We start from the raw sequence: 19,863 nt of genomic DNA, 5'->3' as shown, positions 1-19,863 counted from the left end.
GAACCAAAAATTATCTAATCCAACCTCTTAATAAACCTCTTTTGAGTTTTATCGCATACATATCCGATACTCTCATAGAATTTATGTGCTTCTACACGATAGTCTGCTGAGTTTAGTCTAACAAATGAAACGGAATCATTTTTAGCATTTACTTCTAAATAACGCATTAATTCTTTGCCAATTCCTTTACCTTGAAACTCCGGCATAACAGCTAACCCCAAAATGTTCAAACCGGCATAAGAATAAAGACTTTCATATACTTCAGCATGCACAAATCCAACTACTTTCTGTAACTTTTCATCTTCATATACATAAACATAATGATGATTTACATCCTCTGATAGTTTTTGTATTTGTCTCATGACTATCTCAATAGATACTGAATACCCTAAAGAAACATTACATATCCTTTGTATTGCTTCAGCATCTTCTATTTTTATATTTCTAATCATGCGCTACTCCTCCATAGTCATTTAGAAATAATATCTCCCAACTTATTCCCAAATATCTTAGGTATAAATTGAGGGATACTTAAATATTATTCCCTACTCCCACTCGATATGTTCATTGATATTGTTTTGTATAAATGTCGTAAAATCAAGGTTTTTATTATCAAATTTAGCCTTATTCTCCGTTTTATTTCTGTTTATCTGATTTTTTGCAAGCATATTGCAAACACAAAGCTATATCATCATTTAATAAAATTCAACTGAACCTGTATCCAAAACGGGAGATTATCATAATGTTGTTTAATTATTTCTCTTATGTTTTCTTCTGACCATTCACTTTTTTCGTTTTCTTTAAAATCCAGAAAAATTTTTTCAAATAAATAAAGTGATGTCTCACGCGGAATCCCCATTTCAATCATCGATCTTGCAATATTATTTATTGCACCTAATTGCATACAAACCAAAAAACTACTCTCTGGATTTTTTATATCATATATAGGCTTTAATAACAAAGGAATATTAAAAGATATTGTTTGTTGCAACAACTCTATTGTTTCATCAATTTTTTCTGCACCACTATCCCCTTTGTATCTATCATTATTAAATATATCATACAACTTCATTCCGTTAGCCCAATCTAATCCAAGTGAAACCATTATACTTCTTGATCTTCCATTCCGATATAAAGAGGGGATATATTTATTATACATAAATGCTGTTTCTTCTTTATCTCTAAGCCATTTGAGTATCTTATCTAGTTTGTTTTTCGCACCTTTTTCAAATGGAGTTTTAGGCACAATCAAGTCAAAATCCGTATAAATTTTTTCTAGAACAAACGGATCCCAATATCGATTTTTATAACATACTTCTTTTGGTATAGTTAAGTTTTCAAGTTTTAAGATTATTGCAGCTACCTGTTTTTGCGTAAGTTTTATTCCTACATTATCCATTCTATATTTTGAATCTTTTCCATATCTTAAAATTGACTGTCTTATGTATGATATTATATATCCATATTTTTTCATGGTTTCATCCACAACTTTGTCATTCTTAAGAGCATCTTCAATTTCCCATTTATACTCTTGAAATCTTTGTTCATAACCAGTCAATAATTCTTTACTTTCATCCTCAAATAATTCTAATTGCTCATAACCTTCTGTTGCTGCGAATGAATCCTCATCCATTACAAAAGTTCTTCCCACATAATCTTTTAATAATCTTCCCGCTCTGCCACGAAGATTAGCCATTTCATAATTCGTTAATTCTACCGCTTCCGAAGTCTTCTTAATATATAAATGAGGGTTCCTAATAAATATATTTTGTGCAGGCAAATTTACTCCTTGAAGTAGCGTAGTAGTGCATACAACATTAGATACATTTTTATTCGCTATAGCCACCTCCAAAGTTCTTCTCACATGCATAGGTAATTTCCCATGGTGATATGCAACACCTTTTATAAGTGTTTCACATAAAGAATAATTTTCACTTACAGAATTTCGATAATATTCTACTAAGTCTAAATTACATTGTGTTACAGGAAACTCTAACGCAACAGCTATTTTTCTCGCAGTTGATGATGTCGGTGCAAAAATAATATTTTGTGAATTCCTACCAATTTTATTCACAATACAACCCAAATATTCCAAATAATCATTAGTATATATTTTCTTGCCATAACACTTTATAAGATTAGTATTTTCAATCTCTATTACTAATGGCTTTTTAGTAATAGTACAGTACTGTTTTAAAAAATATCTTTTATCTTTTTTCTTAATACTATAAGTCAAATTTAAAACCGGGCTAATATTCGTCGTATGATTAATAGTCTCAATACCAAAAATACTCTCTCCTACTTTATCAATTTCTTCTATCCTAGGACCAGAAATAATAATTTGGTCAACATTCTCTTTGTACCTAAATTCTACTAATGTATCGAATAATATTTTCGCTCTTTGATCTGAGTCCTCTTCAATCCTCTCTATATTTTGAATCTCATCTGCCACAAGTATCAATTTTTTAGAAAACGCCTCATCAAAATTATCAAATGCTGCAATAGCTTTTTCTTGTGTCATTACATAGATATTCTTTCTATCTTTTACTTGTTTTTCATCAAAAGAATTAGTAATCCAATAATTCTCAACACCATTTGCTTTTAATTCACGATTAAAGTCCTCCATTACTTGGTTGAGTAGACTCAAAGTAGGAACGATGTATATAATGTCAATATTTTCAGCTCGCAATCTATTTACTATTTTTAATAGAATTACAAATGATTTTCCTGCAGAAGTCGGTGCAGAAATCCCCAAAATCTTATCATTATCCATGCTATCCCAAATTTTCTTTTGAAAATTTGTTAGTAAATACTTCCGACTACCTATATTAACCTCATTATTTAACTGATTTATTGTTGCTGTTATCTCATCAATATAACTATCTAAAACAGTAAATTCACAAGTAGCTCTATCAAAATTCTCATCACATATAATAGCTGAGGTTGGATAACCTATTCTGGATAAAAATTTTACGATGATTTTTCTCAAATCATATTCTTCAAAATTAATATGTTCCCACATTAGACCAATAACAGTAATAATATAATTAACATCGGGGGAAGTAACCATAATAGATTCATAATCTAGGCATCTAATAGATTTGTATATTAATGTTTCATCATAGCTAACTACTCTATCAGCATTTATCAGTCCCATTTTATACGCAACTGAAGTAAATTCAACATTTAACCATTGCTCAAGAATATTGTTCTTTAGTTGTTTCATGAAGCGAACCCTTCCTTCCTCTATATTAGTTTCTGAAATTTTTCAGCTAGTTCTTTTAAATCCCAAACAGGAAATACTATATAAGTAATTCTCGACAATATTGGATTTTTACTAATATCAATCTTATTATTGTCAAAATTTTTATATCTTTCTTCGATTATTTTTTCAATATCCTTTCTAATGGTATCCTCATCTGTTTTGTTGATTTTGGATAACTCATTATAAGTCACTATACTTACCAGCTGAATTTCTACAGGCTTCAATGTATTATTTAGATATTTTTCAGCAATTTTATTCATCTCATCATCTAAAAAATCTTCATGTACATATAACTCCACCTCTGATCTATGCTTATTATATGTATTTAATATGCTATCTATAGCATCAGAAAACGCTTCATTAAATTTATATTTAGATGTATATGTTTTTGCTTCTCCTAATATGATTATATTTTTGCCATTTTCTATTTTAAAATGTATTGCATCCGCTCCAAATCTTTCATGGTCGGGTGATGTTGCTATATTCATTTTTCTAAGCAAAGGAACTGCTTTCATACATTTTTGGATGAAATGATATAACAGCAATTCTCCCATTTGACCTTGTATTAAAATATTTTCACTATTTTTATTAGCTCTAAATTTATTTTTAGCTTTTCTGCCAATATATTGCGAAGCTGACGCCTCAGATTTACCATTTTTAACTAACTCATCCTTGATTTCTTTATATTTTTCCGAACTATAAATCCAATCAACAATACTGTCTGATAGTTCTTCAACAAATCCATCTCTAAGCTCTTGTATATCTTGATATTCTATATATGCACCAATATGTTCTTTGTTATTTGGAAGAATATCATATCGTTTGACAACTACGCCAATCATATTGAATAAAGAATCATTTTTTATTAACCGTTTTAATACATCTTTTTCTTCCAAATTTAACATCCTCCATTAATATTACATAAGGACTTATGCCTTATACTCTCCAGTAGCCTCTTTTATCATCCCATCATGCCAATCTATCGTTTCTAATGACATTTCATGATACTTATCAAATACTTCATAGAGATACTTATAATTAACTCTTTTTCAATTATCTTCTTAAGAGAATCTGTATCCATTGAAATAATCTTCATGCCTGTGATAGTTTCTTCATCTCTAGTATATGGAATTATCTTTCTATACCTAAAATCTGAGATCACATTTTTATCTAAGTATGTGCTTACAAATAGGCTATAATCAAATAGATTATTAAATCTAATTCTATAATCTCCTAAATGTCTTGAAACAGGTTCCATTTCCATTCTTCTTTGATTAGAGCCATCTGCAAGTGTCGCTTCAAGTAGCAACGAATGCTTTGGATAAGAAATACATGCCTCATATTCATATATAATATCTGCATAGCCTCCGGCTGCATGTGTCTTAGGTAATAAATTTGCTTCTAATGATAATTTCATGAAATCAAAAATATTTCCCTGTCTTTCGCTTACCTTGTACCATATAATACCTAAAATATATTCAAAAATAGTTCGTATTGCCGCTTCATCTGTAACAAGTTCTTCAATTCTCTTATCATCACGTTTTTCAAAACAATTTAACAACTCTACAAGAACAGAATCATTAAATTTCTTATCAATTAATATATTGAATCTTCTATATCTTTCATCATTTACGTAAGTTGCTGCTTGTTCCGGACTCTTTATGGTGATTCCTAAATCTTTACTTAATGCAGCATACACTTTGCTCATGTCTAACTCGAAAGCTCTTGATATAGTTTCTAAAGGAACATCTACACTGAGATTATCATCTTTACTATCTGAAAATTAAATTTCTCTACAATATTCCGGGCTTTTGATTTATATTCTTTGCAGCGTTTAGTAAGGACTCATAATCATTCCCACCCTCAAGAAATATCCTTTTTAAATTCTCATATAGTTTATAATAAGGATTGTCATAGCTTCTACTTTTACGATTCATTCTCACTAAACATATTAAATTTCCATCAACATCAAAGGCAATAAATTCTCCTTACCACATTTTAATCTATTTAGTAGATATTATAAAATATTTTCCTTTTTTTATTAAATCTTTTGACAACAAATTCAAATACTAAATTGCATCTAAAAAGAGAGTATCATAAAAAAATACTCTCTAAAATTGTCACTACAACACCATATCATTATTCATACTGTAGTTATTTTCCTATTATTCTTCTTAATCGTACCAACCTTTAACTCTTTACCAGTTTAACTCTGACATCATTATCATTTATATCAACTTTCTTCAGTTACAATTTTTCATACTATGTTACTAATAAATTATATTTATTAAAATTTTCAAATTAAATAAAAAATCAGTTTATTAAAACAATTCCCCATCCTACTCCCACTCAATCGTAGCAGGTGGTTTGCTTGTAATGTCATACACAACTCGGTTCACATGTCCTACTTCATTCACAATTCTTGCACTAATTGTTTGTAAGACTTCCCATGAGATGCGTGCGAAGTCACTTGTCATACCATCGATACTTGTCACTGCACGAATGCCGATTGTGTAATCATAGGTTCTTCCGTCTCCCATTACTCCGACACTGCGGATTCCTGGTAAGACTGTGAAGTATTGCCATACATCTCTTTCAAGTCCGTTTTTAGCAATTTCTTCTCTTAAGATGGCATCACTTTCTCGTACGATTTCTAGTTTTTCTTCAGTTACTTCTCCTAGTACTCGAATGCCTAGTCCTGGTCCTGGGAATGGTTGGCGCCATACGATTGAATCTGGCATGCCTAATGCTGTTCCTAAGGCACGGACTTCGTCTTTGAATAGTGTGTTCAGAGGTTCAATTAATTCAAATTGCATATCTTCTGGTAGTCCTCCCACATTGTGGTGAGACTTAATGGTTTGAGCTGTTTTTGTTCCTGATTCGATAATATCTGTATATAAAGTTCCTTGTGCTAAGAAATCCACATCCGTTAATTTTGCGGCTTCATCATCGAATACATAAACAAATTCATTTCCAATAATTTTACGTTTTTGTTCTGGATCACTAACACCTTTTAGTTTGGATAAGAAACGTTCTTGGGCATTCACTCGGATAATATTTAATCCAAATTTCCCAGAGAGGCTTTCCATTACTTGGTCGCCTTCGTCTTTTCTAAGTAAGCCGTGGTCTACAAAAATACACGTTAATTGGTCGCCGATTGCTTTTTGTAATAGAACACCTACAACGCTTGAATCAACTCCACCTGATAAACCTAATAATACTTTTTTATTGCCAACTTTTTCACGGATTTTTTCAATTTCCATCTCAATGAAGTTTGCCATCGTCCAATCACCTGTTGCACCACAAATATTGAACACGAAGTTTTTCAACATATCATTTCCATGAATACTGTGACGTACTTCTGGATGGAATTGTACGCCATAAATATTTCGTTCTGGGTTTTCAAATGCTGCAAATGGTGTGTGGTCATTCGAAGCTGTTACAGTGAAACCTTTAGGGATAGCTGTAATTCTGTCACCGTGGCTCATTAAGACTTCTTCTGAAGTAGACAATCCTTGGAAAATTCCTGAATCTGTATTAAATACTTCTACTTTAGCAGGACCATATTCTCTTGTCGGTGAAGATTCAACAGTTCCTCCAAATAAATGAGTTGTTAACTGCATTCCATAACAGATTCCTAATACTGGAATTCCTAATTCAAAAATTTCAGGATCTACTGTAAAAGCACCCGCTTCGTATACACTATGAGGTCCTCCAGAGAAAATAATCCCTTTTACATTTCCATGCTTTTTGATTTCTTCGCCTGTAATATCATTATGAAGTAACTCACTGAATACTCCAAACTCACGAATACGACGTGTAATCAGTTGATTATACTGACTTCCAAAATCTAATACAATAATTTTTTCTAACGAAGTGGTTCTTGTTGACATAAAAAGCCTCCTTAGTCTTATTATCTATATTGTAGCAGAAAATCACGAAAATTACCTTAAATATTTATAAAATTCGTTCGGGTTTTTGTTAAATTTTCTTATTTTCCATGTATTATCCTTCCATTCAAAAAAAGAACCCACAGAGACATTCATCCTGCGAGTTCTTTTTCCATTTTTTAGTATTTCTTTACTTGGACATAGTCAATATGATGTCCGTATGTTTTATGCAAAATAAAGTCTGCACGTCCTTTTGTTGGTAAGATGTATTCCTTTAGATTTTTCAAATTCGTTTTTTTCCATACATCTTTTGCCATAGCAATCGCTTCTTCTCGGTCTCCAATCGCAAACTGGTAATAAAAATTATCGGGTTGAGTTTTTGCTCGTTCCATTAATAATTCAAAACGTTCTAAGTACCATTTTTCAATCAGATTTTCTTCTGCATCTACATAAATTGACCAGTCAAAGAAATCACTGACGTAAATTTCTCGATTTGGTGGTAATTGTAATACATTAATTCCTTCAACAATTAAAATATCAGGTGGATAGATCACTTGTTTTTCATTTGGAATAATGTCATAAATTTCATGAGAATAAACGGGCGCTTCGACAGCTTCTTCTCCTGTTTTAATAGCTAATAAGAAATTCACTAATGATTCCATATCATAACTTTCTGGGAATCCTTTTCGGTGTAAAATCCCTTTTTCCACCAAATCCTTTGTTGGCCATAAAAATCCATCGGTTGTCATCAACTCAACAGTTAATTCTGGATATTTTTGTTGGAGCATTGTTTGCATTAAACGAGCTGTTGTACTTTTCCCAACTGCCACACTTCCTGAAACTCCAATAATAAACGGAACTTTCTTCTTCGGTTGTTTTAAGAAATATTGTTCTTGTTCATGAATTTGCCCGTGTTTTTGATAATAGATATCAAAGTAATCTAATAAGGGTGCATATACTTCTTGTACGTCAATTAATGAAATTCTATCATTCAATGATGTTAAATGTTCTAATTCGTGTAATGTTAGTGCCAAGTGATGAGCGTTTTGATATTGTTTCCATTCATCTCGGCTAATATGATAATACGTCGATGTGTCTGTCACAACGATTCTCTCCTTTTGTTGAATTCCTTTTCTTGCGTATTTTACCATAGATTTTTTAGGATGACTAACGATTGGGTCTTTAAAATTCCGTTAAATCCTCGCTTGTTCGTTTACACCTTTAGTGGTTTTTAGTATGATAAATAAGAGAAATTATGAAGGAGTTTTATCATGGAATATACAACAGCTTCCGGTATGGGACAGTCTACTGGAAAAGTCATTTTAATGGGGGAACATGCAGTCGTCCATCATCAACCTGCGATTGCGATTCCTTTTTCCGGTGTGTCGGTTCAAGCAGATATTCAACCAAGCTCTCATCCGCTAAGCATTCATTGCGACTTTTATAGTGGTTTAGCTTATGAAATGCCGGAAGTATTAAAAAGTTTAAAATTTACAATTCATGAAGCATTGAATCAAATTGAACAACTTCGTCCTGAATTAGGAATTATTCCCACTACTCGTTCGTATTGGAATAATGGGAAAGTAGAAAAAGGCGAAGCATCCTTCGTACAAGCACCTTCTATTGAGATTACGATTACTTCTTCGATTCCTGCAGAACGTGGCATGGGATCAAGCGCAGCTGTTTCAGTAGCGGTAGTGAGAGGATTGTTTGATTATTACAATGTTCCTTTAAGCGATACACTATTATTTGAAATTGTACAAGCTTCTGAAAAAATCGCTCATGGAAATCCAAGCGGTATTGATACAGCAACGACTAGTGGAAAAGAAGCTGTATTTTTTATAAAAGGAGAAGCTTTACAACCTCTGTCCATTCAACTAAAAGGAACTTTAATTGTGGCAGATACAGGTATCACAGGGCAAACACTAAAAGCTGTTCAAGCTGTACAAGAAAAAATCCAACAAGAACCCATTTCTACTCAAAAAATCATTGAAGAAATTGGAGAACTAGTACACACTGCTAAAACTTGTCTAGCAAAAGGAGACGTTGATACATTAGGAAGTCTTCTGACTCAAAACCATGCACTTCTTCAACAATTAGAAGTATCAAACGAAACATTAGACCATCTTGTTCAAACGGCCCTTGAAAATGGAGCGATTGGTGCCAAAATGACAGGTGGCGGACTAGGTGGCTGTATGATTGCTCTTGCAGTAAATCTTGAAGAAGCTGAAAAAATTGCTGAAGCTTTACAAGAAGCGGGAGCTGTACAAACATGGACACATTCATTTTCCAATGAATAAAAAGGAGCTTATATGAAAACAACAGGAATTGCACGTGCACATACAAATATTGCACTGATTAAATATTGGGGGAAAAAGGATAAAGCATTATTTCTTCCAATGAATAGTAGCTTATCCCTCACATTAGAGGCTTTTTATACCGATACAAAAATTACTTTAGATGAAACTTTAGAAAAAGATGAATTTTATTTAAATAATGTTTTGCAACAAGAAGCTGAAACACAAAAAATTTCAAATTTTTTAGATTTATTCCGTATTCCTGCAAAGGAAACACGATTTGCTCGTATTGAGAGTTATAACTTTGTTCCTACTGCAGCTGGTTTAGCAAGTTCTGCTTCAGCTTTTGCCGCTTTAGCAGGAGCGATGCATCAAGCAATGGGATGGGATTTATCAAGAAGTGAATTATCAACATATGCTCGTCGTGGAAGTGGAAGTTCTACGAGAAGTTTATTTGGTGGCTTTGTTGAATGGAATCAAGGAACGAATTCAGAAGATAGTATGGCGATTCCTATTGACGATGCTTCTTGGGATATTGGAATGCTCATCGTCGTTGTTAATGGTGCTGCTAAAAAAATCTCCAGCCGTATTGGAATGGAACAAACAGTTGCCACTTCTCCTTTCTATCCTGCATGGGTAGAAAGTGCAAAAACTGATTTAGAAGAGATTAAAACAGCTATACAAGAGAAAAACTTTACTCGAATGGGAGAAATTGCCGAATTTAACGGAATGAAAATGCATGCGACAATGCTAGCAAGTCAACCTCCGTTTTGTTATTTTGAACCAGATAGTCTGATTGCTCAGCAACAAGTCGTTTACTTACGTGAAGTATTAGGAATTCCTGCTTATTACACAATGGATGCTGGTCCGAATGTAAAAGTTCTTTGTAAAGCGAGTGATTTAGACAAAGTTCGTGACCATTTCGAACAATATTTTGCTTCTGAAAAACTCATTTCCTCTCTTCCAGGAGAAGCAATGAGAACTCTAACAGAAGAAGAATGGCAAGAAAGCATTCAACATTTCAATCAAAAAGGAACATCATTATGAATATTCAAGCTACTGCTCCTGGAAAATTATTTATCGCTGGTGAATATGCAGTCGTTACTCCAGGACAACCGGCACTTATTGCAGCTGTCAATCGCTATTTAACCGTTGACTTAACTCCTTCTCTTGAAGAAGTTGGAACAATCTATTCCACTCAACAACCGGATTTAACGCTTCATTGGAAAAGAGAACAAGAACTTTTACAAATAATCGAAGAAAATCATCCATATACATTAATGACTACTGCGATTGAAGTTGCTGAAACTTATGCGAAACAACGAAACTATTGGAATGAAGAGCTCTATCATTTGAAAGTGACAAGCCAATTAGACGATGTTCACTCGAATATCAAATTTGGTCTTGGCTCTAGTGGAGCTGTTGTTGTTGCGACCATTGACACTATTTTACAATGGCATCATATTCCTGTTGAACCTCTACTCGTTTACAAATTAGCAGCTATTACAAATACTCTGCTTGGTAGTAATGGTTCCTTAGGAGATATTGCTTCTAGTGCCTTTGGAGGTATCATTTTATATCAACGAATCGATGCAACATGGATTCAAGAGCAATTACAACAGCATTCCATTTCAGAAGTTGTCAATAAAAAATGGACTGGCTTAGTCATTCAGCCATTATCTTTACCAACAGCGCTAAAAATGCTTGTTGGATGGACAAAAGAAAAAGCCGACACTTCTTCGTTCGTATCATCTGTCACTCATACAAGAACGCAAGCGGAAAAGGATGCGTATTACCAACAATTTTTAAAACAAAACACAACAATTTTAAAACAAATAACGACTGCTTTAACAAACGAAGATACAGAAGTATTTCTACAAGGAATTACGGATAATCGAGCTCTCTTATTAGACTTTGCTAAAGAGATGAATATTGTACTCGAAACTCCATCCTTAACAAAACTTTGTCAAATTGCACTTCAAGAAAACGCCAGTGCCAAAACTTCTGGAGCTGGCGGAGGCGATTGTGGGATTTGCTTTATTACAAAACCTCAACAAGAAGACACCATCACAACCCAATGGGAAAAAGCTGGTATTCTTCCACTAAACTTAGAAATAGCCCCTTCAAAAGGCGCTATTAGAAAGGAGCTCTCATGACACAAGCCTATACACAACAAATGAAAAGAAAAGATGAACATGTGGGTCATGCAACTCAACAATATCAATCCCAGTCGAATTTAGAATTACGACAAACTCGTTTTGTCCATCATCCTCTATCTGAAATGGCTGTAAATGAAGTTTCTCTTCAAACAAAAATGGCAGGCTTCACTTTAGAAACTCCATTTTTCATTAATGCGATTACTGGTGGAAGTCCTCGAACAACTCTCATTAATCAACGCCTAGCACAATTGGCACATGAAACAGGAATTGCGATGGCAACTGGATCGATGAGTATTGCCATGAAAGACCCTTCTACTGCAGAAAGCTTCACCATTATTCGAAAAGAGAATCCTAACGGAATTGTATTGGCGAATTTAGGAGCCCATTATACGGTTGAATCTGCTAAAAAAGCAATTGACCTCATTGAAGCAAATGGAATTCAAATTCATGTGAACACGTTACAAGAATTAGTGATGCCAGAAGGCGATCGCTCTTTCCATTATTGGTTAAAAAATATTGAGGAAATCGTAACTAATGTAGACGTTCCCGTTATTGTCAAAGAAGTCGGATTTGGATTTAGTAGAGAAGCAATACAAGAACTAATCAATATCGGAGTTCAAACGATTGATATTAGTGGACGTGGAGGCACAAATTTTGCAGCCATTGAAAATGCTCGAAGAGAAGATACTTTATTTGATGAATTAGAAGACTGGGGACAAACAACGGTTCAGTCCTTAGTAGAAGGTTATGATTTATCTTGTGAACTCATTGCTTCTGGGGGCATTCATTCACCATTAGATATCGTAAAATCCCTTGCCCTAGGAGCAAGTGCTGTAGGAATGTCTGGAGAATTTTTACACCTAATTCGCCCACAAGACTCCCTACCAACAGCCATACAAACCGTTAATGACTGGAAGAATCAATTGAAAAATATTTACACCCTATTAGGCATTTCAAAAACCGAAGCATTACGCCAAACAGACATCATTCTTCCACACACAACCGCTCACTGGTGCAACGCCCGCCACATAGACTGGACAACCTTCGCAAACAGAAGTAGAAATAGAGCAATTGAATAGTTGGGTTGCTTAATAATTGTATAACTTTAAAAAATGCGAAAATTTAAGGGGATAGTCTGCCTTTTTTTGGGAACAGAGGTTAATATTGAATAAGTATGTCCAAAAATGAAAATAAAAAAAGGCTACAGCGTAAATAATCCGATTCTCATAATTATTGAAAGTATCTATCATTTATGTTAGTTTTGTAGGGAAAATTTAAAAAAGGTTAGGAGCAACTTTATGAACAAATTTTTAAGAGTCCTATTTATCCTAGTCATCCTCGCCATGACTGGTGCTATTGTTTTTCAGCTATTCTTTCCAACTTATATGGGAAGTCATTCGGGGTACGGTATTTCTGTCGGATGGCAGAGGGAGATTGGTATTTGGAATATAGCAGTCCTTGTGATTCTGATCGCTGTCAATCTCAAGTATGATTGGTTTTATTTGAGAGCTGTTCTAATGGCTTTGATTATTGGAGGCCTTGGGATTGGGACTAATCATTTCCTTAGCTATCTTCAATATCATCACTCAGTCAATGCTATTGGTGCACTTGAAAATTATCTTTTAGTCCTTAGCTGGATTGTAGGTTGGAGGCTTGAAAATTCCTCAAGAAATAAAGTTTAATTTCTCTGAAGTTATCGCTGTCAAGCACAAGTTAAAATGTCCCGACAAAATTAGTTTAGTTCAGGTGTGAGGCTGTCCAAAAGTCTCAAATTTTAGCCATGAGACCGCAGGTCTACTAGCGTCCGTCACTACTTCAAAAACTAAATAGAAAAACCAAAGATTTGTTTTAATAGCAAAAGCAACCAAAACCGCAGCAGCGGTTTTAGTTGCCGGAAAATTTGAGACCCTAGGCTCAAATTTTAGCCATGAGATTCGCTTTTGCGAAGCTGCTGGCGTCCGTTGCTATTCAAAACAAATCTTTGGTTTTTTCTATTCTACGACACAAATAAGAAATGTACGATTCTTAATAGATAGGCAAAAAATCCGATTATCAACAAGCAAATCATCACCACATGTAAATAAACTCCAACCATCGAAGTATTTACAAACGATTGAACCGCATTTACCTTCGAAAAAATCAAAATATAAATCAACCCTATCCAAAATCCTAAACTTAATAGGCGCTTCATAAACTCTCCTTCATTCAGGGATTACTTCATTACAAAATATTGAATAAACAAACTAGTCGCTCCTACTACAAACCAAGTTGCCAACCCTGTAGCAATCGGTTTAGCTCCCGCTTCACGGAAACTCTTAAATGATACTTGGCAACCAATTCCTGCTAATGCCATTGCCATTAACCATTTAGAAGCTAATTTTGCATATGGGATAAATTCTTTAGGGAAAATTCCCACACTTGTCACAACAGAGGCAACTAAAAACCATAAAATAAACATTGGGAAAATTTTCTTCCAATTTACAGATTCCCCAGATTTCTTTTGACGTCTTGCCTCAATAAGTGACAAAATTAAACAAGCTGGTAAAATCATTAACGCACGTGTTAATTTTACAATGGTAGCAATATCCCCTGCTCCACTACTATAACTATAACCAGCTGCCACTACACTTGAAGTATCATTAATTGCTGTCCCTGCAAATAATCCAAATTGTGCATCTGTCATTTGTAACACATGTCCTAAAAACGGGAATAAGAACACAGCAATAATATTAAATAAGAAAATCGTTGAAATCGACAAGGCAATTTCCTCATCATCTGCTTTAATAATTGGCGAAGCTGCTGCAATTGCAGAACCTCCACAAATCGCTGTCCCAAACCCTACTAATGTTCGTAAATGATCTGACAATCCTAACCATTTTCCTACAAGAGCTGCTGTTAAGAAAGCTGCTACAATCGTAACCAGTGTTACTTGTAAAGACTCTAATCCTGTTTGTTGCACTTGAGCAAATGACATTGTAAACCCTAATGCAATAATCGAATAATGTAATAATTTTTTAGCGGAATAATTAATTCCTGGTTTAAAATCACTTGGTAATGTATAGAAATTACTTACTAACATCCCAAAAATAATCGCAAATACCGCACTTCCAATAACCGGCATTACGTCTCCTAAAATAACAGCTAATACTGCTAATCCAAAGGTTAATAAAATTCCTTTACTTCGTTGAACCCATTGTTCCATTTTTCTCCATCCTTTCAAAAACAATTACACACAAATGTATCACATCTTCGTTCTTTTTCCATGAACAATTGTTACTCTCCTACAAATTGTTGTAATTGATTTGATAAGGCTGCAAATTCTTCAATAGTTAGTGTTTCTGCTCGACGATTTGGTTCAATCGAAACAGAGTTCAACGCTTCTTGAATTTGTTCTTTTGTTAGTTTTCCTGGCACATAAGCTTTGACCAAATTATTCCATAATGTTTTTCTACGTTGGACAAAACTATTTTTTACTAAATCAAAGAAGAACGCTTCATCTTTGACCATTACTAGAGGTTCTTCTCTACGTTCCAATACTAAAATAGCTGAATCTACATTTGGTGCTGGATTAAAAACTGTTTTAGGAACAATAAATCCGATTTTGGCATGGCACCAATATTGAATCGCCACCGTTAATGAGCCATAAGCTTTTGAATTTGGTTGAGCAGTCATTCTTTCTGCCACTTCTTTTTGCATCATCATTGCAAATCCATCAATTGGTAAACCTGATTCTAAGAGATTCATAATAATCGGTGTCGTAATATAATACGGCAAGTTTGCAACAACTAGTAATCTCTCCTCCACATTGAAGTGTTCCTGAATCACTGTTTCTAAATCAACTTTTAAAATATCTTCATGAATCACAGTGACATTATCATGATCTGATAAAGTATCTTCTAATACTGGAATTAAACGTCCATCAATTTCAAAGGCTAAGACTTTTTTAGCAGCTCTTGCTAAGCGTTGCGTTAATGCACCAATCCCTGGTCCAATTTCAATGACATTTGTTTCCTTGTTAACATCTGCCACATCTAACATTTTTGTTAAAATATTCGGTTCAATTAAAAAGTTTTGCCCTAAACTCTTCTTCACTTTAATACCATGACGTTCCATAATTTCACGTGTTCGAGTCGGCGTGGCAATATCTTTTTCAAACATCTTTTTAGCTCCTTTCCTGTACAATTTGTACCGCATTTCGTAATTCTTGCTCTGAAATGCCAAATAATTTCAATCGTTTTGTTAATTGCTTTCCATTTGTATGTCCAATTCGTAATTCTTTAGACACTTCTTTTCTTAAATAAGACGAGTGAGGATAGCCAATCAGTCCTAGTTCTAAAATCACCGATTGAGCAATCTCTTCTTGAATGTCTGCTACTGGTTTATACACATGCTCCAATGCTTTTTGAATACTTTCATCGCTAGCATGTTCTACCCCAAGACTTTTATGATTCGTTTTTCGAACGGCTTCTTCTCTTTCAATAAAAGCATGACTTACCGTCGGAATCGCTTCTTGAATAATCGAACGAATTCTTTGTCCTGGATAATCTGGATCTGTAAACACAATGACTTCTCGAATTTCACTTGCCTTTTTAATTAATGCAAGTGTTTCATCATCAATAGCTGAACCATTCGTTTCAATCGTTTCAATTTCTGGAAAAACTTCCTTTAATCGACGAGTGTCATCTCGCCCTTCTACTACTATAATTGGATTCATTTTAATCCTCTTTCTTCAAATCGAAATAGCTTCATTGCGTTTTCTGTCGATGCTTTAGCAATTTCTTCCCAAGCCATTTCTCTTTCCTTAGCAATTGTTTCAACAACATAGCGAGTATATCCTGTTTCGTTTCTCTTTCCACGATACGGAACAGGGGCCAAATAAGGGGCATCTGTTTCAACTAAAAAACGATCTAGTGGAACGATTTTCGCACACTCACGAACTTGTGGAGCATTTTTAAACGTCACAACTCCACTAAAAGAAATATGCATTCCTAAATCTAAGAAACGTTTCATATATTCCACATCGCCATTGTAACTATGCATAATTCCGCCGATATCTCGAATATCTTCTTCTTTTAAGATACGATAACAATCTTCTGTCGCATCACGATTATGAATGACAATCGGTAATTTCATTTCTTTGGCAATGGCAATTTGGCGACGGAATACTCGTTCTTGTTCTTCAGGTGTAGAGTCATCCCAGTAATAATCTAATCCCATTTCCCCCATTGCCACTACTTTTGGATGAGTTAATTGTGTGATTAATGTTTTCTCAATTTCTGGTGTATAGGCATGTGCTTCAACCGGATGCCATCCTACAATCGCCACTACTTCTTCAAATGTTTCACTTAATTGGAGAGCTTTTTCAATCGTTGGTGTATCAAATCCGACAACCGCAAAACGTGTAACGGCTAATTCCTTTGCACGCTTAATAACGTCTGCTTCTTCTCCTTCGAATTGCTCTACATTTAAATGTGTATGTGTATCAAAAATCATTTTGAATTCTCCTACTGAGTTCTATCTAGTTGCTCCATTTAAAAACGGGTTACTTGCAATTTCATCTTGTAATGTTGTTGGTTCTCCATGTCCTGGGAAAACAACCGTATTTCCTGGTAACGGTAATAAATATTGTTCAATTCCTGCCATTAATGTCATATGACTACCATATGAGAAGTCGCTACGTCCGACGCTACCTTTAAATAGAACGTCTCCTCCAATAACAAATCCATTATCTTTGAAGATAAACACTGTACTACCTGGAGAATGTCCCGGAATTAACGCTAATTCAGGCTCAAAACTTCCAATTTTCCATTTTCCTAAGTCTGCTGGATAGTATCCGTCAGCAGGCTCTACCGTAATATTTTCGTTTGAATATAATGAACGATTGAAATCTGTATTCGTTAAAAATTCTTTTTCAATTTCATTCATATACATTGGAATGTTGTATGCTTTTCTTAATTCGTCTACTGCTCCAATGTGGTCTCCATGCGCATGTGTTAACACAATCGCAATTGGCTTCAATCCTTCTTCTTCAATTAATTCTTTAATATCCTCTGCTTGTGCACCTGGGTCAAAAATTAATGTTTCTTTATTTTCATCAATTAAAAAATACACGTTCTCTTGTAGGCGTCCTACTGTTAAACTTAATAATTCCATTGAAATTCCTCTTTTCTGATTCATAGTCTACTATAGTTTAGATGCTTTTATGCTTTTTTACAAGTCATGAGGTTACGAAATGCCTTTTTTAATAAACAAACTAGCAACATTTTCCACTAACAATAAAAGGCATACCCGAATTCTCGAATATACCTTTTAAAACCTATATTATGCTTTCATTTGTTTTGTAAAATTAATTGCTTTATCGGCTGCTAACATAACTGGAATTCCCACTAACATGACTACAATTTCGCCAACAAAAGTTTCAAAGTAGCTTAACCAAAATGGTAATTCTAATACAAGTTTTAACTCAATCGCTACTAAGAAAATCATCACACTAAATACGATGGATAATAATAACATTTTGCCTTTTAAATCTTTGGCAAATCGGAACACAAATGAACCAATCACTAAAGATAAAATAGAATGTCCTAAACCAAATACTAAATCATATACTCCTAAACCAGAGCTAGACATAAAAATAGTATTGGCTAAAATAACACCCGCAATAATCCCATACCCATACTTTTTATCAAAGACAAATAAATGGTTTAACATTTCTGAAATACGGAATTGGACATTCCCAAAAGACATAAAGGCAAATACTGTTGTAATCACCACATATAATGCTGCTACAATTGCGTTGATCATCAACACTTTTACATTGTTTTGTTTCATTTCTTTTCCTCCTAGTTTTTTGAATCGAGGGATGGTTGCGAACCTCGAGCGTCCAAAACGCTAGGAATTATTGTACTATAAACTTCTTGAAAATACTAGGAATATCCTGAACGAACCTTTGACAGAATAAGAATTTAAACAAAACTCATACTCCTACCAACTAACTACGCAATAGGTCCTAATAAAATATTTGCCCATGCATCATGGAGAGATTCTTGATCAGATGGTTGGAATAAGCCAGCTAATACATCACGATATAAGCGTGAAAGTTCTGTTGTATTATAATAAGAACTTCCTCCACTAGCACGTACAATTTCTTCCACTGCTTTTTTCGATACTTCAACCGAACGATTTTTAATCGAAGATAAACGTGGTAACCAAATAAAGCTATATTCTTCGCTTGATTCCAATGTTTGACTTAATTCATTAATTTGTGGTTGAATGCCATCTAAAATAATAGCTGCTTCAGCAATTCTCCAACGAATATTTTTATCTTGAGAATACGGCGCATCATTCGATACAGAATGACGAGTTTTTACCGTTTCAATTCCGATTTCTAACGCACGTTTTCCAATTCCATGGTAAGTAGCAGCTAATAAAATTTCAAAATAAGCAAAAATACCAAACACAACTGGATCAAAACTTGGACCAGGAGCTACTTTTGTTAAAATTTGCTCTTCTGCAGCATAAATACCTTTTAATTCGACCGTGTTTGATTGAGTTGCTTTCATTCCTAATGTATTCCAATCATCTTTTACTTCGAATGTTTCTGCATCAGGTGTTAAATAAGCAAAGACAGACAATGGAGATTCTCCAGAAGTGTCTGAACCAAATGAAACTAATTTATCGCAATATTTTCCCATCGATAGGAAAACTTTCTTCCCATAAAAACGATAGCCGCCATCTTCTTGTGGCTCTGCTTTCGAAATAGATCCAAATAAAACTCGGTCATTACTTGGTTCAGAAATACCAAATGCTAACAACTTCCCATCAGCCGCATCTCGTAAAATTTGTTCACCCTTCTTATTACCAAATCGAACCATATGCTTTGCTAAGCCAACAATAATTTGGTGCATATTAATACCAAGAGCTGTTCCTGGTGCTGCCATTGCTAGTCTTGTTTGTTCTTGGGCAATTTCTTGAAGAGATAAGCCATATCCCCCATATTCTTTTGGCACAAAAGCTTTATAATATCCCGCTTCTTTTAATGCCTCATAATCTTCCTTTGGCCACGCATTTTCCAAATCATATCGCGCTGCTCTTTGATGAATTTGTGCTAGTAATTCCTCTGATAAAAACATAAAATCCCTCCTATAAAGTTATGATTACGCTTTAAGTATACGGCAATACCTATACGGATACAACGAATCAAACTTACATTTTCTATGATATTCAACTTTTCTTTATTCTGTGCTACAATA

General features: G+C 34.2%; 19 protein-coding genes and 1 riboswitch. Of the genes, 5 read left to right on the top strand and 14 right to left on the bottom strand.

Annotation, left to right across the window (positions count from 1 at the left end; all coding sequences use genetic code 11):
• Window positions 1-14: 14 nt before the first annotated feature.
• The 6 genes from RWL86_RS01030 to coaA form a co-directional block, all read right to left on the bottom strand.
• Entirely contained in the window at window positions 15-452 is a 438-nt protein-coding gene (locus RWL86_RS01030; protein WP_314076756.1) for a GNAT family N-acetyltransferase, read from the bottom strand.
• A 239-nt stretch (window positions 453-691) separates the two neighbouring features.
• On the bottom strand, window positions 692-3,226 hold the full coding sequence (locus RWL86_RS01025) for a DEAD/DEAH box helicase (RefSeq protein WP_314076755.1): 2,535 nt from the start codon (window positions 3,224-3,226) through the stop codon (window positions 692-694).
• Window positions 3,227-3,246: 20 nt separating this feature from the next.
• Window positions 3,247-4,161, bottom strand: coding sequence for a DUF1837 domain-containing protein (locus tag RWL86_RS01020; RefSeq protein ID WP_314076754.1), 915 nt, complete (start codon window positions 4,159-4,161; stop codon window positions 3,247-3,249).
• Between the two features lie 92 nt (window positions 4,162-4,253).
• Window positions 4,254-4,973, bottom strand: a complete 720-nt coding sequence (locus RWL86_RS01015) for an AlwI family type II restriction endonuclease (RefSeq protein WP_399534212.1) — start codon at window positions 4,971-4,973, stop codon at window positions 4,254-4,256.
• 631 nt (window positions 4,974-5,604) lie between these two features.
• Window positions 5,605-7,158: a glutamine-hydrolyzing GMP synthase gene (guaA, locus tag RWL86_RS01010; RefSeq protein ID WP_314076753.1), complete on the bottom strand. Its 1,554-nt coding sequence runs from the start codon at window positions 7,156-7,158 to the stop codon at window positions 5,605-5,607.
• A gap of 176 nt (window positions 7,159-7,334) precedes the next feature.
• Window positions 7,335-8,258, bottom strand: a complete 924-nt coding sequence (gene coaA, locus RWL86_RS01005) for a type I pantothenate kinase (protein WP_314076752.1) — start codon at window positions 8,256-8,258, stop codon at window positions 7,335-7,337.
• Window positions 8,259-8,426: 168 nt separating this feature from the next.
• On the opposite strand from coaA, the gene mvk reads away from it, so the two are divergent.
• The 5 genes from mvk to RWL86_RS00980 all read left to right on the top strand — a co-directional run bounded on the left by mvk (window position 8,427) and on the right by RWL86_RS00980 (window position 13,293).
• The gene (gene mvk, locus RWL86_RS01000; protein WP_314076751.1) at window positions 8,427-9,455 is read left to right on the top strand and encodes a mevalonate kinase; all 1,029 of its coding nucleotides are present in this window, start codon (window positions 8,427-8,429) and stop codon (window positions 9,453-9,455) included.
• 12 nt (window positions 9,456-9,467) lie between these two features.
• A complete protein-coding gene (mvaD, locus tag RWL86_RS00995; RefSeq protein WP_314076750.1) occupies window positions 9,468-10,499 on the top strand; it encodes a diphosphomevalonate decarboxylase in 1,032 nt (343 codons plus the stop codon).
• A complete protein-coding gene (locus tag RWL86_RS00990) occupies window positions 10,496-11,608 on the top strand; it encodes a phosphomevalonate kinase (RefSeq protein ID WP_314076748.1) in 1,113 nt (370 codons plus the stop codon). The genes mvaD and RWL86_RS00990 overlap by 4 nt, the downstream gene beginning before the upstream one ends.
• The gene (fni, locus tag RWL86_RS00985) at window positions 11,605-12,690 is read left to right on the top strand and encodes a type 2 isopentenyl-diphosphate Delta-isomerase (RefSeq protein WP_314076747.1); all 1,086 of its coding nucleotides are present in this window, start codon (window positions 11,605-11,607) and stop codon (window positions 12,688-12,690) included. Before RWL86_RS00990 ends, fni begins: the two co-directional genes overlap by 4 nt.
• A 219-nt stretch (window positions 12,691-12,909) precedes the next feature.
• The gene (locus RWL86_RS00980) at window positions 12,910-13,293 is read left to right on the top strand and encodes a hypothetical protein (RefSeq protein WP_314076746.1); all 384 of its coding nucleotides are present in this window, start codon (window positions 12,910-12,912) and stop codon (window positions 13,291-13,293) included.
• Window positions 13,294-13,607: 314 nt separating this feature from the next.
• On the opposite strand, the gene RWL86_RS00975 is transcribed toward RWL86_RS00980, so the two are convergent.
• The 8 genes from RWL86_RS00975 to RWL86_RS00940 form a co-directional block, all read right to left on the bottom strand.
• Entirely contained in the window at window positions 13,608-13,802 is a 195-nt protein-coding gene (locus RWL86_RS00975) for a hypothetical protein (protein ID WP_314076745.1), read from the bottom strand.
• 21 nt (window positions 13,803-13,823) lie between these two features.
• On the bottom strand, window positions 13,824-14,813 hold the full coding sequence (locus RWL86_RS00970; protein WP_006703188.1) for a YeiH family protein: 990 nt from the start codon (window positions 14,811-14,813) through the stop codon (window positions 13,824-13,826).
• Window positions 14,814-14,884: 71 nt separating this feature from the next.
• On the bottom strand, window positions 14,885-15,769 hold the full coding sequence (rsmA, locus tag RWL86_RS00965) for a 16S rRNA (adenine(1518)-N(6)/adenine(1519)-N(6))-dimethyltransferase RsmA (RefSeq protein ID WP_314076744.1): 885 nt from the start codon (window positions 15,767-15,769) through the stop codon (window positions 14,885-14,887).
• Window positions 15,770-15,773: 4 nt separating this feature from the next.
• The gene (gene rnmV, locus RWL86_RS00960; protein ID WP_314076743.1) at window positions 15,774-16,325 is read right to left on the bottom strand and encodes a ribonuclease M5; all 552 of its coding nucleotides are present in this window, start codon (window positions 16,323-16,325) and stop codon (window positions 15,774-15,776) included.
• Window positions 16,322-17,104 carry a TatD family hydrolase gene (locus RWL86_RS00955; RefSeq protein ID WP_314076742.1) on the bottom strand — a complete coding sequence of 261 codons (783 nt, stop codon included), beginning with the start codon at window positions 17,102-17,104 and terminating at the stop codon, window positions 16,322-16,324. The genes rnmV and RWL86_RS00955 overlap by 4 nt, the downstream gene beginning before the upstream one ends.
• 21 nt (window positions 17,105-17,125) lie before the next feature.
• Complete coding sequence (locus tag RWL86_RS00950) at window positions 17,126-17,764, bottom strand: MBL fold metallo-hydrolase (protein WP_314076741.1); 639 nt, start codon at window positions 17,762-17,764, stop codon at window positions 17,126-17,128.
• Between the two features lie 168 nt (window positions 17,765-17,932).
• A complete protein-coding gene (locus RWL86_RS00945) occupies window positions 17,933-18,442 on the bottom strand; it encodes a QueT transporter family protein (RefSeq protein WP_314076740.1) in 510 nt (169 codons plus the stop codon).
• A gap of 5 nt (window positions 18,443-18,447) precedes the next feature.
• Window positions 18,448-18,494, bottom strand: a riboswitch (PreQ1 riboswitch).
• Window positions 18,495-18,606: 112 nt separating this feature from the next.
• Entirely contained in the window at window positions 18,607-19,743 is a 1,137-nt protein-coding gene (locus RWL86_RS00940; protein WP_314076739.1) for an acyl-CoA dehydrogenase family protein, read from the bottom strand.
• Between the last annotated feature and the right edge of the window lie 120 nt (window positions 19,744-19,863).

Source organism: uncultured Granulicatella sp., from assembly GCF_963515095.1.
GTDB lineage: Bacteria > Bacillota > Bacilli > Lactobacillales > Aerococcaceae > Granulicatella.
Note: the sequence above shows the minus strand (reverse complement) of the source record. Positions and strands in the feature narration are given on the sequence as shown.